Origin of the sequence: Caballeronia sp. Lep1P3 (assembly GCF_022879595.1) — a bacterium.
GTDB lineage: Bacteria > Pseudomonadota > Gammaproteobacteria > Burkholderiales > Burkholderiaceae > Caballeronia.
The window spans coordinates 2,707,870-2,722,293 of the sequence record NZ_CP084265.1 but is presented as its reverse complement, the minus strand read 5'-3'; the positions used below and the strand labels follow the sequence as shown (position 1 = coordinate 2,722,293).

Sequence of the window (14,424 nt, the reverse complement as noted above, 5' to 3'; positions counted from 1 at the left end):
GAATTAGCCGATCAGACGCCCGCGCCTTACACGCAAGCCTTTCTTCGCGAGCGACGGCGCGATGCCGCCCAGAGTCGCGAGGCCGGTGCCGCCATGCGCGTGACAGATCGCCATGCCGAGCGCGTCGGCGGCGTCGGTGCCGGGAACGCCCGAGAGATTGAGCAGGCGCACGACCATCTGCTGCATCTGCTCTTTCGTCGCGCGTCCGTAGCCGACGACCGCCTGCTTCAGTTGCAGCGCGGTGTATTCGGCAACCGGCACGCCGCTCGCGACGAGTCCGCAAATGGCCGCGCCGCGCGCCTGGCCGAGCAGAAGCGTGGACTGCGGATTGACGTTGACGAAGACTTTCTCGATCGCCGCCTGATCGGGGTTGTGCTGGCGAATCAGCGTGGAGATGCCGTCGAAGATGGTGTTCAGACGCGAAGGCAAATCGGCGTCGGCCGTCTTGATGACGCCGCTCGTCACGTAATTGAGCGAGTGCCCCGCCATGTCGATGATGCCGAAGCCGGTCACGCGCAGGCCGGGGTCGATGCCTAGGATTCTCATTCGTTCGCGATGCGGCTCGTGAAATCAAAATGGCCTGTCTGCGCCAGTCCCGGCGCAAACAGGCCAATAGTAAATGAAGCGGGCGATGTTAATGGCGGAAGTGGCGCGTGCCGGTGAGAATCATCGCGACGTTATGCTCGTCCGCGGCGGCGACCACTTCGTCGTCGCGCATGGAGCCGCCCGGCTGAATGACGCACGTTGCCCCCGCGTTCACGACGACATCGAGGCCGTCGCGGAACGGGAAGAACGCGTCCGATGCCACCGCCGAGCCGTTCAGCGACAGCCCCGCGTTTTGCGCCTTGATGCCCGCGATGCGCGCCGAATCCACGCGGCTCATCTGGCCCGCGCCGACGCCGAGCGTCATGCCGCCGCCGCAGAACACGATCGCGTTCGACTTCACGTACTTCGCCACGCGCCACGCGAACATCAGATCGTCCATTTCCTTCGGCGTCGGATGGCGCTTCGTCACGACGCGAAGTTCATGCGGCTGCACGTTCTTCGAATCGAGCGATTGAACCAGCAGCCCGCCGCCGACGCGCTTCAGGTCGAACGCGTTGTGGCCATCCCCGAGCGCAATCTGCAAAAGACGCACGTTCTGCTTCGCCGCGAAGACCGCGCGCGCCGCTTCGCTGAACGAAGGCGCGATCAGCACTTCGACGAACTGCTTCGCCACGGCCTGCGCCGCCGCTTCGTCCACTTCGCGATTGAACGCGATGATGCCGCCGAACGCGGAAGTCGGGTCGGTCTGAAATGCCTTCGAATACGCTTCGTGCGCATTCGCGCCGATCGCCACGCCGCACGGATTCGCGTGCTTGATGATGACGCAGGCCGGCGCGTCGAAGGTCTTCACGCATTCCCAGGCGGCGTCCGAATCCGCGATGTTGTTGTACGAGAGTTCCTTGCCCTGCAACTGCTCGTAATTGGCGAGCGCGCCGGCGGGCACGGAAAGATCGCGGTAGAACGCCGCGCTCTGATGCGGATTCTCGCCGTAGCGCAGGTCCTGCACCTTCTCGAACGCGAGATTGAAGGTTGCCGGATAGGTGTTGCGCTCGCTGTGCTGAAGTTGTTCGGTGAGGCTCGTCAGATAGTTCGTGATCGCGCCGTCATATTGCGCGGTGTGCGCGAAAACCTTCGTGGCGAGGCGGAAGCTCGTCTTGTAGCCGACGCTGTTGCCGTTCGCGCGCATTTCGTCGAGCACGGCGGCGTAGTCGGCGGGATCGACAATCACCGTCACGTCGCGATGATTCTTCGCAGCCGAGCGCAGCATCGTGGGACCGCCGATGTCGATGTTCTCGATGGCGTCTTCGAGCGAGCATTCTTCCTTCGACACCGTCTGAACGAACGGATACAGATTGACGACCAGCAAATCGATGGTCGGAATGCCGTGCTGTTCAAGCGCCGCCATGTGCTCGGGCACGTCGCGGCGCGCGAGAATGCCGCCGTGAACCTTCGGGTGCAGCGTCTTCACGCGCCCATCGAGCATTTCCGGAAAGCCGGTGTAGTCGGCCACCTCGGTAACGGGCAGGCCCGCGTCGGCGAGCAGTTTCGCCGTGCCGCCGGTCGAGAGAATCCTGACGCCGAGATCCGACAGCGATTTCGCGAAATCGACGATGCCGGATTTGTCGGAAACGGAGATGAGCGCTTGCTTGATCATGATGAACACTGAACCAGAAAGGATAACCAGGCCGGACCAAGGCGCGCGCCTTGCGTCCGATGAATCAAATCAATCCGTGCTGCTGGAGTTTCTTGCGAAGCGTGTTGCGGTTGATGCCCAGATATTCCGCCGCGAGCGACTGGTTGCCGCCGGCCTGTTCCAGCACCACTTCGAGCATCGGTTTTTCGACGCACGAGATCACCATGTCGTACACGTCGTGCGGGTTGGAGCCGTCCAGGTCCTGGAAATAGTTATCCAGGCTCTGGCGGACGCATTGTTCGATGTTATGTCTGCTCATGCGGCAATTAGTCGGTCTGTGTTGTGTTGTCCGCCGCACGATTCTTCCTCGACCGCTTCGCCGGCGTCCGCGGCTTCGTCGACATAGACGAGGCGGTCTGACAGCGCCTTTTGCGCGTCGAAGAATTCATTGACAGCGAACAATTGTTCTTTGGTCGTGTCGAGCGTATTCATCCGGTGCCGGAAGGCGTTGGCCCCGGAAAGGCCGCGAGTGTACCAGCCGATGTGCTTGCGCGCAGTCCGAACGCCGGTGAATTCCCCGTAGAACGCGTAGTGGTCTTCGAGGTGCTCGTTCATCACCTGTTGAATCTCGTCGATGCGCGGCGGCGGCATGCGCTCGCCCGTCGCGAGGAAGTGCTCGATCTCGCGGAAGAGCCACGGACGGCCCTGCGCCGCGCGGCCGATCATGATGGCGTCGGCGAGCGTGGCGGCGAGCACGTCGCGCGCCTTTTCGGGCGTCGCGATGTCGCCGTTCGCCACGACCGGAATCTTCACCGACGCCTTGACGGCCGCGATGGTCTCGTATTCGGCGTCGCCCTTGTAGAGATCGGCGCGCGTGCGGCCATGAACGGTGAGCATGGCGATGCCGGCGTCTTGCGCGATGCGGGCGATGGTCAGCGCGTTCTTGTTCTCGCGATTCCACCCGGTGCGGATCTTGAGCGTGACGGGCACCGCGTCCGGTCCGACGCCGACCGCCTGCACCACGGCCTCGACGATGCGCGCGACGAGCGGTTCGTTCTGCAGAAGCGCCGAACCCGCCGCGACGTTGCACACTTTCTTCGCCGGGCAGCCCATGTTGATGTCGATGATCTGCGCGCCGTTCGCGACGTTGTGGCGCGCGGCTTCCGCGAGCATCTGCGGATCGGCGCCGGCAATCTGCACGGCAATCGGTTCGACCTCGCCCGCGTGGTTCGCTCGGCGCATCGTCTTCTCGCTTTTCCACAACTGCGCGTTCGACGCCACCATCTCCGACACCGCGTAGCCCGCGCCCATGCGTTTGCAAAGCTGGCGGAACGGCCGGTCGGTGACACCTGCCATCGGAGCGACGAACAGGTTATTGCGCAGAACGTGAGAACCGATGGTGGGCATGAGGCTTGGGCACCGTGCTGGCGAACGATGGCGGACCGATGCCGCACGTGCGCGTTCGCGTCAGACAGATGCAAGGATGCAGAAGGGAAACGCGTATTTTAACGCTAAGCGCGTGCTGAAATTAAGAGCAATCGCGTGCAAGTGTTTAAATCTTCTATGAAAGCCGGGGCCTTCATAGAGGATAAGTGCCTTCAGCGACGCTGCCCGAACATCATCTGCCGCGCGAGCGCGGTCTTGACGGGCGGAAGGAATTCGAGCGCGGTCAGCGCGAGACCGCGCATCGCGGCGAGCGGGCCTGCATCGACCGTGAAGATGCGCGCGAGCGTGTCGGTCGCGCCGATGGTGAGCCGCCGGTCCAGCGCGCGGCGCTCGGCGAAGTGCGCGAGCGCGAGCGGCCGCGCGCCGTCGGCGGAAAGCGCGTCGCAAAGCGCCTGTGCGTCGCGCAGCCCGAGGTTCAGACCCTGGCCCGCAACCGGATGCAGCGTCTGCGCCGCATTGCCGATGGCGACCGTGCGCCGGTCCACCAGCGCGTTCAGCGCGGTGAGGCCGAGCGGAAACGCCGCGCGCCCCGCGATGCGCGTGAAGCGTCCCATGCGCGTGCCGAACGCGACGCCCAGCTCCGCGAGGAACGCGTCGTCGGCGAGCTGCATGCGCCGCGCGGCTTCTTCCGGCGAGCCGCACCAGACGAGCGAATAGTCCGCGTGACGCTGGCCGCCGCACGGCAAAAGCGCAATCGGGCCTTCGCTCGTGAAACGCTCCCACGCGACATGCGCTTGCGGATCGGACACGCTCACGGTCCCGACGATCGCCGTTTGCCCGTAATCGCGCGCGCGCCGCTCGCTGGAAACGACCGCTTCGCGCGCGCCTTGCTGATACAGCCCGCCTTCCGCGTTCACGAGCACGCGCGCGCGGATCGTGCGCTCGCCGCTCGCGGATTGCAGCGGCAGGCTCACGCCTTCGTTGTCCTGGAGCGGCGGCAGCGCCGATGTGTCCGTGAGCCAGTCGACCTTGGTCGTGCGCACCGCATTCGCGAGCGCGGCGACGAGCGACCCATAGCGCACGACATAGCCCAGTTCCGGCACATCGTGCTCGTCGTGCTCGATCAACGTGCGGCCGAAATGCCCGCGCTGCGAAACGTGGATGCGGCGGATCGGCGTGGCATCGGCGGGAAAGCCGAGCGGCTGAAGCATGACGCGGCTGCCGTGCGAGAGGGCGAGCGAACGCGGATCGTTGGCGGCGGCTTCGGGCGTGCGCGCGTCGATGAGCGCGATGGACAGCCGCGAGGTCGCGCTGCGCCGCGCGAGCCAACCCGCGAGCGCGAGCCCGACCGGGCCGGCGCCGACGATGGCGATGTCGTAGTCGAAATGCGGTTGTGTGATCGCGTCGCTCATGTCGTGGTCATTCAGTTGCTGGCGGATTCGCGCATCAGCGCTTCGATTTCGTCGGCGGCAACCGGCACTTCGCGCGTGAGCAGTTCGCAGCCGGTTGCGGTGACGAGCGCATCGTCCTCGATGCGAATGCCGATGTTCCAATAGCGCTCGGGCACGTCTTCGGCGGCGCGCACGTACAGACCCGGCTCCACGGTGAGCATGTTGCCCGCCGCGAGCCTACGCCACGGCCGCGCGCCTTCTTCGTCGCGCGGGCCGTCCGCCTCGCGGTATTCGCCGGCATCGTGCACGTCCATGCCGATCCAGTGGCCTGTGCGGTGCATGTAAAAGCGCATGTACGCGCGCTCGGCGATGACGTCGTCGACGCTGCCGACCTTCGTCTTGTCGATGATGCCGGTGTCGAGCAAGCCTTGCGACAGCACCTTGACCGCTGCCTGATGCGGCGCGTCGAAGCTCGCGCCGGCGCGCGTGGCGCCGATGGCGGCGGCCTGCGCCGCGAGGACGATGTCGTACAGCTCGCGCTGCGCCGGCGTGAAGCGGCCGCTTGCGGGGAAGGTGCGCGTGATGTCGGACGCGTAGCCGTCGAGTTCGCACGCGGCGTCGATCAGGATGAGGTCGCCGTCGCGCGCAATCGCGTTGCCGGCCGGGTAATGCAGCACGCACGCATTCGCGCCCGCCGCGACGATCGAGCCGTACGCGGGCGCTTGCGCGCCGTGGCGGCGAAACGTGTACAGCAGCTCGGCTTCGATCTCGTACTCGCGCATGCCGGGGCGGCACGCGCGCATCGCCCGCAGATGCGCCTCCGCCGAGATAGACGCGGCGCGCCGCATGATTGCGACTTCGTGTGCATCTTTCACGAGCCGCATCTCGTCGATGATCGGCAGCAGATGCAGCGCCTTCGACGGCGCGCGCACGCCGCTGCGCCCCTGCGCGCGCACGGCGGCGAGCCAGCCGCGCACCTGCGCGTCGATTTCGGCCGACGTTCCGAGCGAGTAGAAGAGCGCAGGCTGATCCGCGATCAGGCGGGGCACCTGCTCGTCGAGCGCGGCAATCGGATGCGCGGCGTCGAGACCGAACGCGTCGCGCGCGGCTTCGGGGCCGAAGCGAAAGCCTTCCCACGTCTCCCGCTCCGCGTTCTTCTCACGGCAGAACAGGATGGACGCGGGCTCGCCGTCACGCGCGTTCGCGTTCAGCACGAGCGTCGCCTCGGGTTCGGTGAAGCCTGTCAGGTAATAGAAGTAGCTGTCGTGGCGAAACGGATAGTCCGTGTCGCGGTTGCGCATGACTTCGGGCGCCGTCGAGACAATGGCGACGCCGCCGCCTTGCGCGCGCAACGCCGCGAGCACGCGCTCACGGCGGTTGCGATAGACATCGACGGCGATGGGGCTGGCGAGTTCGGAGAGGAAGTTCATGCGCCCGATTGTAGCGCCGGCCCGCGAGCGGCGCGTATAGGCCATTCGGCCTACTCCTTTCGCGTCAGCGCACCGTGCATACTGGGGTCACGACTGTTCCGGGCGGTTGCGCACGCTGCCCGAAATCAGGTCGAAGCGAAACAAGCGGCATTCGAGCGCGCCGTTGAAAAGCGGCGTTTTCGTCGATTCGCGCAGCCGCAGCATGCCGGGCAGCTTGCGGTCGGAAGTGAGGACGTAGGCGCGCCAGCCGGGGAAGCGCTGCTTGAGCGCATTGCCGAACGAGACGAAGAACTCGATATCGGCGGGATCGGGCTGCGCGCGGGCGAAGGCGTCTTCTTCTTCGTCGCGACGCGAGCGGGGCGTGTCGCGAATTTCACCGCGCGGGCCGCGTCCGCGCACTTCGATGCGCTCGCCATACGGAGGATTCGCCACGAGAATGCCGGGCGCGTCGGTGGGCGGCGTCATGTTGCGGGCGTCGACCTGCTTGAGCGCGAGGTCCGGAACCCCGGCGCGGCTCAGATTGGCGCGGGCCTTGTCCAGCATGTCGCCGGAGATGTCGCTGCCGAAGATGTCGAGCGACGCGGCGCTTGCGCGTGCGGCGCGGCGCGCTTCGGTCGCCGCCGTCTTGAGCTTTTGCCACATGCCCGGATGAAACGGCTTCAGCTTCTCGAAGCCGAAGCGCCGCTCGCTGCCCGGCGCGATGCCGAGCGCGGTCTGCGCGGCTTCGGCGAGGAACGTGCCGCTGCCGCACATCGGATCGAAAAGCGGCGTGCCGGGCGTCCAGCCGGTAAGACGCAGAATGCCCGCCGCGAGATTCTCGCGCAGTGGAGCGGCGCCCTTGTCGAGCCGCCAGCCGCGCTTGAAAAGCGGTTCGCCGGAGGTATCGAGGTAGAGCGTGCACTCGTTCATCGTGAGGAACGCGAAGATGCGCACGTCCGGTTGCGCGGTGTCGATGCTCGGACGCGCGCCGCTCAGATCGCGCAGGCGGTCGCAGACGGCGTCTTTGATGCGCAGCGTCGTGAATTCGAGGCTCTTGACCGGCGACTTGATCGCGGTGAGGTCGACGCGCATCGTCTGGCTCGGCGTGAACCACTGTTCCCAGCGCTGCCGATGCGTCAGTTCGTAGATGTCGTGCTCGTTGCGATATTGCCCCTGCGCGACTTTCAGCAGCACGCGGCTCGCGATGCGCGAATGCAGGTTCGCGGCCATGCCCGCCACCCAGCCGCCGCGAAAGTGCACGCCGCCTGGCACTTGCGCGCCGACGGCGAGCGGTCCGCTGCCCGACAGCGGCGCGGTGCTGACGTGACGTTCTCCGATCTCGGCAAGTTCGGCGGCGAGCGGCGCTTCGAGACCGCGCGGGCAGGGGGCAAACCAGTCGAAGAGGGGCGAGGACATGAGGGATTCTGCGGGGTTCAAAGGCGGTATTGTACGCGGGGCGGCTCGCCGGCGACGCCGCATGACGGAGAACGGTCCGCCGGCCCGCGAACGGTTTCCGCAAAAGCATCAGGAAGCAGCGCGACCCCACTCCGTCACGCCGCAACCAGCCGCTACTCCACCGCCTTCATCATCTCCTCGACGACCTTCTTCGCATCCCCAAAAACCATCATCGTCTTGTCCATATAGAACAGTTCGTTATCGAGGCCGGCATAACCCGCCGCCATCGACCGCTTGTTCACGATGATCGTCCGCGCCTTGTACGCCTCCAGAATCGGCATGCCCGCGATCGGCGATTTCGGGTCCGTCTTCGCGGCGGGATTCACGACATCGTTCGCGCCGAGCACGAGCACCACGTCCGTCTGGCCGAACTCGCTGTTGATGTCCTCCATCTCCTGCACCATCTCATAAGGCACTTCCGCTTCGGCCAGAAGGACGTTCATGTGCCCCGGCATGCGTCCGGCGACCGGGTGAATCGCGTATCGCACGTCGATGCCTTTTTCCACCAGCTTGTCCGTCAGCTCCTTCAGCGCATGCTGCGCGCGCGCCACGGCAAGCCCGTAACCCGGCACGATCACCACGCTCTCCGCGTTGCCGAGCATGAAGGCGGCATCGTCGGCGGAACCGGATTTCACCGGGCGCTGCTCCTGCGCGCCGCCCGCCGTCGCGCCGCCCGCCTCGCCGCCGAAGCCGCCGAGAATCACGTTGAAGAACGAGCGATTCATCGCGCGGCACATGATGTACGACAGAATCGCGCCGGACGAACCGACGAGCGATCCCGCGATGATCAGCATCGGATTGTTGAGCGAAAAGCCGATGCCCGCCGCCGCCCAGCCCGAATACGAGTTGAGCATCGAGACCACCACCGGCATGTCCGCGCCGCCGATCGGAATGATGATGAGCACGCCGAGCGCGAACGCGATCAGCGTCATCACGACGAACGGCAGCCACGACTGCGTCATCATGAAGATGACGCCGAAGCCGATCATCGCGACGGCGAGCAGCAGGTTGATCAGATGCTGCCCCGAGTACACGACCGGCGCGCCCTGAAAGAGCCGGAACTTGTACTTGCCCGAGAGCTTGCCGAACGCGATGACCGATCCCGAGAACGTAATCGCGCCGACGAACGTGCCGATGAACAACTCCACGCGATTGCCGTAGGGAATCGGGTCGCCCGGCGCGGCGAGCCCGAACGCGGACGGCTCGGACACCACGCCATACGCGATGCACACCGCCGCGAGACCGATCAGCGAGTGCATCGCGGCGACGAGTTCCGGCATCTTCGTCATCTCGACTTTCGCCGCGATATACGCGCCCGCGCCGCCGCCGATCACGAGCGCCGCGAACAGCAGCGTCAAGCCGAGCGAAAGGTTCGAGCCGAGATAAGCCGCCTGCTTCGCGATGAGGGCGAGCGTCGTGAGAATGGCGATGGCCATACCGGCCATGCCGAACGTATTGCCGATGCGCGCGGTTTTCGGATTCGACAGGCCCTTCAGCGCCTGTATGAAGCAGACCGACGCAATCAGGTACAGAAGCGTGACGACGTTCATGCTCATTACGCGACCTCCTTGCTGGCGAGCTTCTTCGGCTCTTTTTTCTTGAACATTTCGAGCATGCGCCGCGTGACGAGAAAGCCGCCGAACACGTTCACCGCGGCGAGCAGGACGGCGAGCGTGCCGAAGAACTTGCCCGCGCCGCCGACCGTCAGGCCCACCGCGAGCATCGCGCCGACGATCACGATCGCGGAGATCGCGTTCGTGACGGCCATGAGCGGCGTGTGCAGCGCGGGCGTCACGTTCCAGACGACGTGATAGCCGACGTAGATCGCCAGCACGAAGATGATGAGGTTGATCACCGTATGGTTGATGACGTCCATGTTTCTCTCCGTAATCAGGCGGTCGCGCGGGCGAGCTGTCCGTCGCGGCACTGGAGCGTGGCCGCGACGATGTCGTCCGCAAGGTCGATGTTGAGCGTGCCTTCCTTCGTCAGGATGAGCTTGAGGAAGTCGAGCAGATTGCGCGCGTAGAGCGCGGAGGCATCGGCGGCGACCATCGACGCGAGGTTCGTGTGACCGACGATATGCACGCCATGTTTCATCACGACCTGATCGACTTCGGTGAGCGGGCAATTGCCGCCTTTCTTCCCCTCGAACTCGGGGCCGCGACCGGCCGCTAGATCGACGATCACCGAGCCGGGCTTCATGTGCTTCACCGTTTCCACGGAAAGGAGCGTCGGCGCCGGACGGCCCGGGATCAGCGCCGTCGAGATGACGATATCCGCCGCCTTCGCACGTTCGTGCACCTGAGCCGATTGCCGCGCGAGCCAGCTTGCGGGCATCGGCCGCGCGTAGCCGCCGACGCCTTGCGCGGCTTCCCGCTCCTCGTCCGTTTCGAACGGCACATCGACGAACTTCGCGCCGAGCGATTCGATCTGCTCCTTCACGGCGGGCCGCACATCCGACGCTTCGACGACCGCGCCGAGGCGCTTCGCGGTCGCGATCGCTTGTAGTCCCGCGACGCCCGCGCCCAGCACGAGCACGCGCGCCGCCTTCACGGTGCCAGCGGCGGTCATGAGCATCGGCATGAAGCGCTGGTAGTACTGGCAGGCCATCAGCACCGCCTTGTACCCGGCGATGTTCGCCTGCGACGAGAGCACGTCGAGGCTCTGCGCGCGCGTCGTGCGCGGCGCGGCTTCGAGCGCGAAGGCCGTGACGCCCGCGCTCGCGAGCCGCGCGGTGTTGTCGGCGTTGAAGGGATCGAGCATGCCGATGAGCACGGCGCCCGGCGTCAGCATCGACAACTCGCCTTCGCCCGGCGACTGCACCTTGAGCACGATGTCGGCGGAAAAGGCGGTCGCTGCATCGACGATATCGGCGCCCGCTTGCGCGAACGCATCGTCGATATAGCTCGCCCGCGCGCCCGCGCCGCTTTGCACCGACAGGCGGTGCCCCTGCGCGACGAGCTTCTTGACCGTCTCCGGCGTGGCGGCGACGCGCGCCTCGTTCGCCCGCGTCTCAGCAGGCACTCCGATGTGCATGTTGAATCCTCCGTTCTTTTATTCTCCTGCCCGTGCGCGCGGCCACGCGCCGGGACAAGAAGGCAACTTTTTTCTAGTTTCAAACGCTGATCAACGGCTAAGTGAACTGTAACCGAAGAATGCGCGCGAAAAATCGCGATCCGGCGCCTCGCCGCACCCCGGCTAACCCTTAGGCCGCGCGCGCGTGATCGGACGCGGGACGGTAAAATGTCGGCCATGAAATCAGACACTTGGGCTCCTCACGTCACCGTGGCGGCTGTCGTCGAGCGCGACGGGCGCTTCCTCGTCATCGAGGAACACACATCCGCAGGTCTGCAAATCAACCAGCCGGCCGGTCATCTGGAAGCGGGCGAAACGCTCGTCGAGGCGGTCATTCGCGAGACGCTGGAGGAAACGGCGCATCGCTTCCAGCCGGAAGCGCTCGTCGGCGCGTATATGACGCACTTTCAGCGGCCGGGGCGCGACGTCACGTATCTGCGCTTCACGTTCTGCGGGAAATCAGCGGGGGGAATCGCCGGGCGCGCGCTCGACAAAGGCATCGTCCGCGCGATGTGGCTCACCGCCGACGAACTGCGTGCGTGCCCGGAGCGGCACAGAACGCCGCTCGTGATGAAGTGCGTCGACGATTATCTGGCCGGGCGGCGCGTGCCGCTCGATTTCATCCATACGCATTCGGTCGCGCCGGTGGTGCGTTCCTGACCGCGCTCGCGCGCGAACAAGCGGTATTTCCATGAGCAAGCGAAGAGTGGTGGTGGGCATGTCGGGCGGCGTCGATTCGTCGGTGACGGCATGGCTTTTGAAAGAGCAGGGTTACGACGTCGTCGGCCTGTTCATGAAGAACTGGGAAGACGACGACGACGGCGAATACTGCTCGACGCGGCAGGACTGGATCGACGTGGTCTCGGTGGCGGACCTGATCGGCATCGACGTGGAAGCGGTGAACTTCGCCGCCGAATACAAGGACCGCGTGTTCGCCGAATTCCTGCGCGAATACTCGGCCGGGCGCACGCCGAACCCGGACGTGCTGTGCAACGCCGAGATCAAATTCAAGGCGTTTCTCGACCACGCGATGTCGCTCGGCGCGGAAACGATCGCGACCGGGCACTATGCGCGCGTGCGCGAGCGCGACGGGCTTTTCCAATTGATGAAGGCCACCGATTCGACCAAGGATCAGTCGTACTTCCTGCATCGGCTGAATCAGCAGCAGTTGTCGAAGACGCTCTTTCCGCTCGGCGAAATGCCCAAGACGAAGGTGCGCGAGATCGCCGCGCAGATCGGCCTGCCGAACGCGAAGAAGAAGGATTCGACCGGCATCTGCTTCATCGGCGAGCGGCCGTTTCGCGAATTCCTGAACCGCTATCTGCCGACCAAACCCGGCCCGATGAAGACGGCCGAAGGGAAGATCGTCGGCGAGCATATCGGGCTTGCGTTCTACACGTTCGGGCAGCGAAAGGGCATCGGCATCGGCGGAGCGAAGGGCGGCAGCGGCGAGCCGTGGTTCGTCGCGGGCAAGGACATGGCGAGCAACACGCTCTACGTCGTGCAGGGGCACGACCATCCTTGGCTGCTGTCGCACACCTTGTCGGCGGGAAACACGAGTTGGGTCGCGGGCTTCGCGCCGGAGGACGGCACGGCGTGCGCGGCCAAGACGCGCTATCGGCAGCAGGACGCCGCATGCCGCTTCGCCGCCGCCGACGACGGCCACTTCGCGCTGCGATTCGACGACGCTCAATGGGCGGTCACGCCGGGACAATCGGCGGTGCTCTATCAGGGCGATGTCTGTCTCGGCGGCGGCATCATCGAGCGCGCGAACGTCGGCGAGACTGCCGCCGCGTCGGGCGCGGTGGCCGTGAGCGCGAACTGATGCGGCAAGCCCCGGCTGGCACGCCGGGGCCATCGATTTCATAAAAGTCATTCGATACAAGTGCTTGACGCTCTACCTATCAGTAGATAAGGTTTTTGCTTCAGCACAGGGTCGCGAGAAATGGACAAGAACACGGTGCGCGAAGCGCTGCTCGATCACGCGCAGACCATCATGATGAAGCGCGGCTACAACGGTTTCAGCTATCGCGACTTGTCGGACTTGGTCGGCGTCAAGACGTCCAGCATTCACTATTACTTTCCGACCAAGGAAGACCTGGCGCTCGAGGCGGTGAACGCGTACAGCGCGGATGTGATGGCGTCGATCTACGCCATCGACAGTTCCGCCCCCGCCGACAAAAAGCTCGACCGCTACGCGCGGCTTTTCGGCCGGATCATCGGCGATGGAAGCCAGGTTTGCTTGTGCGGGATGATGGCGGCCGACATCGAGTCGTTGCCGGAGAAGGTTCGCCACGCGATTCAGGCGTTCTTCAAAGCCAACGAAAACTGGCTCGCAAAGGTGCTTGCCGAAGGCGAGGCGCAAGACACGCTCGACGCTGGCGGCAAACCGGAGGCGGCTGCGCGTACTCTGTACGCGGCGTTTCAGGGTAGCTTGCTTGGCTGCCGATTGTTTCAGACTCGCGCGCGGCTGGAAGAGGTCGCGCAGAGCGTGCGCCGGTAGATAACCCTGTGGATAACTCTGTGAGGAACCTCGTTTCCCGCGTGGATTTATCTACCTTTGAGTAGATAGATTTTGACGCGGCCGGGACCGCAAGTTCAGAGCCGCCAACGCGAGCGTTACGGACAGCGCTTCGGAGCGCGTCGCTCAGCGACGACGGAGACGTGAACGGCACGGCGTCCACGGTATGAACGGTGTTATCTATCTAGCGATAGATGCAATTTGCAGCACATATGACGAGCCCGCCAGCCAGCGCCGACGAGCCCATCGCGCATCGCGCTTCAACGCGGCGCCGTATCGATGAACGACTGCCGCTGCGCGAGACGCGCGTGGAACTTGTCGAGCGACGGATGGGCCTCGCGCCAGTTCAGTTCCGGCATGCGGAAGTCGAGATAACTGAGCGCGCAGCCGCACGCGATATCCGCGAGCGTGAAGCGGTTCGCCGAACACCACGGTTTGTCGCCGATGCCGCGCGCCATCGCGCGCAGGCTGTCTTCGATCTTGTGCCGCTGCCGCGCAATCCACGTTTCGCTGCGATGCGCTTCCTCGCGCAGCACCCCTTCGAGGCGAATCATCACGGCGGCGTCGAGCACGCCGTCGGCGAGCGCTTCCCAGCAACGCACTTCGGTGCGCTCGCGGCGTTCCTGCGGCAGCAGCTTGCCCACCGGCGTCAACGTATCGACGTATTCGCAGATCACGCGCGAATCGAACACCGCTTCGCCGCCGTCGAGAATCAGGCAAGGCACCTTGCCGAGCGGGTTGTAGTCGTGGATCTTCGAATCCGAGGCCCAAACGTCTTCGAGCACGAGTTCGCAGTCGATTTTCTTTTCCGCCATTACGATCCGCACCTTGCGGACGAACGGACTAGTGTGCGAACCGATCAGTTTCATCATCTATTCTTCGGGTTTGTTTCACATACGGCCGACGTCGATCTTAACCGTGCGCGCGTGCGCCTTCCGCAATTTCGAGACACGCCGCACGCGCGTGTCGTCTGCCGACAACATGACGGTCTCCTGACAGTCGGGCGCG

14 protein-coding genes are annotated in these 14,424 nt (G+C 65.0%); 3 read left to right on the top strand and 11 right to left on the bottom strand.

Annotated elements, in window-relative coordinates:
* Positions 1-3: 3 nt before the first annotated feature.
* The 10 genes from ruvC to LDZ27_RS12670 all read right to left on the bottom strand — a co-directional run bounded on the left by ruvC (position 4) and on the right by LDZ27_RS12670 (position 10,856).
* The gene (gene ruvC / locus LDZ27_RS12715) at positions 4-546 is read right to left on the bottom strand and encodes a crossover junction endodeoxyribonuclease RuvC (protein ID WP_244814427.1); all 543 of its coding nucleotides are present in this window, start codon (positions 544-546) and stop codon (positions 4-6) included.
* An 88-nt stretch (positions 547-634) separates the two neighbouring features.
* Complete coding sequence (gene purH, locus LDZ27_RS12710) at positions 635-2,200, bottom strand: bifunctional phosphoribosylaminoimidazolecarboxamide formyltransferase/IMP cyclohydrolase (protein WP_244814426.1); 1,566 nt, start codon at positions 2,198-2,200, stop codon at positions 635-637.
* A gap of 64 nt (positions 2,201-2,264) precedes the next feature.
* Positions 2,265-2,498, bottom strand: a complete 234-nt coding sequence (locus LDZ27_RS12705; protein ID WP_008351548.1) for a Fis family transcriptional regulator — start codon at positions 2,496-2,498, stop codon at positions 2,265-2,267.
* Positions 2,495-3,586, bottom strand: a complete 1,092-nt coding sequence (gene dusB, locus LDZ27_RS12700; protein WP_244814425.1) for a tRNA dihydrouridine synthase DusB — start codon at positions 3,584-3,586, stop codon at positions 2,495-2,497. Before dusB ends, LDZ27_RS12705 begins: the two co-directional genes overlap by 4 nt.
* A 191-nt stretch (positions 3,587-3,777) precedes the next feature.
* On the bottom strand, positions 3,778-4,977 hold the full coding sequence (locus tag LDZ27_RS12695; protein ID WP_244814424.1) for a UbiH/UbiF/VisC/COQ6 family ubiquinone biosynthesis hydroxylase: 1,200 nt from the start codon (positions 4,975-4,977) through the stop codon (positions 3,778-3,780).
* An 11-nt stretch (positions 4,978-4,988) separates the two neighbouring features.
* Positions 4,989-6,386 (bottom strand): aminopeptidase P N-terminal domain-containing protein, encoded by a 1,398-nt coding sequence (locus LDZ27_RS12690; RefSeq protein ID WP_244814423.1) that lies wholly within the window; start codon positions 6,384-6,386, stop codon positions 4,989-4,991.
* 87 nt (positions 6,387-6,473) lie between these two features.
* Positions 6,474-7,781, bottom strand: coding sequence for a class I SAM-dependent RNA methyltransferase (locus tag LDZ27_RS12685; RefSeq protein ID WP_244814422.1), 1,308 nt, complete (start codon positions 7,779-7,781; stop codon positions 6,474-6,476).
* Positions 7,782-7,933: 152 nt separating this feature from the next.
* Positions 7,934-9,376 (bottom strand): NAD(P)(+) transhydrogenase (Re/Si-specific) subunit beta, encoded by a 1,443-nt coding sequence (locus LDZ27_RS12680; RefSeq protein ID WP_244814421.1) that lies wholly within the window; start codon positions 9,374-9,376, stop codon positions 7,934-7,936.
* Positions 9,376-9,696, bottom strand: a complete 321-nt coding sequence (locus LDZ27_RS12675; protein WP_244814420.1) for an NAD(P) transhydrogenase subunit alpha — start codon at positions 9,694-9,696, stop codon at positions 9,376-9,378. The genes LDZ27_RS12680 and LDZ27_RS12675 overlap by 1 nt, the downstream gene beginning before the upstream one ends.
* 14 nt (positions 9,697-9,710) lie before the next feature.
* Positions 9,711-10,856, bottom strand: coding sequence for a Re/Si-specific NAD(P)(+) transhydrogenase subunit alpha (locus LDZ27_RS12670; RefSeq protein WP_244814419.1), 1,146 nt, complete (start codon positions 10,854-10,856; stop codon positions 9,711-9,713).
* Positions 10,857-11,072: 216 nt separating this feature from the next.
* Between LDZ27_RS12670 and LDZ27_RS12665 the strand changes: the two genes are divergently transcribed.
* The 3 genes from LDZ27_RS12665 to LDZ27_RS12655 all read left to right on the top strand — a co-directional run bounded on the left by LDZ27_RS12665 (position 11,073) and on the right by LDZ27_RS12655 (position 13,398).
* Positions 11,073-11,555, top strand: coding sequence for an NUDIX hydrolase (locus tag LDZ27_RS12665; protein ID WP_244814418.1), 483 nt, complete (start codon positions 11,073-11,075; stop codon positions 11,553-11,555).
* A 31-nt stretch (positions 11,556-11,586) separates the two neighbouring features.
* A complete protein-coding gene (gene mnmA, locus LDZ27_RS12660) occupies positions 11,587-12,720 on the top strand; it encodes a tRNA 2-thiouridine(34) synthase MnmA (RefSeq protein ID WP_244814417.1) in 1,134 nt (377 codons plus the stop codon).
* A 120-nt stretch (positions 12,721-12,840) separates the two neighbouring features.
* Entirely contained in the window at positions 12,841-13,398 is a 558-nt protein-coding gene (locus tag LDZ27_RS12655; RefSeq protein WP_244814416.1) for a TetR/AcrR family transcriptional regulator, read from the top strand.
* A 278-nt stretch (positions 13,399-13,676) separates the two neighbouring features.
* Here LDZ27_RS12655 and LDZ27_RS12650 read toward each other — a convergent pair whose 3' ends face one another.
* The gene (locus LDZ27_RS12650; RefSeq protein ID WP_244816141.1) at positions 13,677-14,285 is read right to left on the bottom strand and encodes a glutathione S-transferase; all 609 of its coding nucleotides are present in this window, start codon (positions 14,283-14,285) and stop codon (positions 13,677-13,679) included.
* Positions 14,286-14,424: the final 139 nt, after the last annotated feature.

Bases quoted from the DNA above. Each gene is read 5' to 3' on its own strand.
- ruvC (WP_244814427.1), bottom strand. From the start codon at position 546: ATGAGAATCCTAGGCATCGACCCCGGCCTGCGCGTGACCGGCTTCGGC.
- purH (WP_244814426.1), bottom strand. From the start codon at position 2,200: ATGATCAAGCAAGCGCTCATCTCCGTTTCCGACAAATCCGGCATCGTC.
- LDZ27_RS12705 (WP_008351548.1), bottom strand. From the start codon at position 2,498: ATGAGCAGACATAACATCGAACAATGCGTCCGCCAGAGCCTGGATAAC.
- dusB (WP_244814425.1), bottom strand. From the start codon at position 3,586: ATGCCCACCATCGGTTCTCACGTTCTGCGCAATAACCTGTTCGTCGCT.
- LDZ27_RS12695 (WP_244814424.1), bottom strand. From the start codon at position 4,977: ATGAGCGACGCGATCACACAACCGCATTTCGACTACGACATCGCCATC.
- LDZ27_RS12690 (WP_244814423.1), bottom strand. From the start codon at position 6,386: ATGAACTTCCTCTCCGAACTCGCCAGCCCCATCGCCGTCGATGTCTAT.
- LDZ27_RS12685 (WP_244814422.1), bottom strand. From the start codon at position 7,781: ATGTCCTCGCCCCTCTTCGACTGGTTTGCCCCCTGCCCGCGCGGTCTC.
- LDZ27_RS12680 (WP_244814421.1), bottom strand. From the start codon at position 9,376: ATGAGCATGAACGTCGTCACGCTTCTGTACCTGATTGCGTCGGTCTGC.
- LDZ27_RS12675 (WP_244814420.1), bottom strand. From the start codon at position 9,696: ATGGACGTCATCAACCATACGGTGATCAACCTCATCATCTTCGTGCTG.
- LDZ27_RS12670 (WP_244814419.1), bottom strand. From the start codon at position 10,856: ATGCACATCGGAGTGCCTGCTGAGACGCGGGCGAACGAGGCGCGCGTC.
- LDZ27_RS12665 (WP_244814418.1), top strand. From the start codon at position 11,073: ATGAAATCAGACACTTGGGCTCCTCACGTCACCGTGGCGGCTGTCGTC.
- mnmA (WP_244814417.1), top strand. From the start codon at position 11,587: ATGAGCAAGCGAAGAGTGGTGGTGGGCATGTCGGGCGGCGTCGATTCG.
- LDZ27_RS12655 (WP_244814416.1), top strand. From the start codon at position 12,841: ATGGACAAGAACACGGTGCGCGAAGCGCTGCTCGATCACGCGCAGACC.
- LDZ27_RS12650 (WP_244816141.1), bottom strand. From the start codon at position 14,285: ATGAAACTGATCGGTTCGCACACTAGTCCGTTCGTCCGCAAGGTGCGG.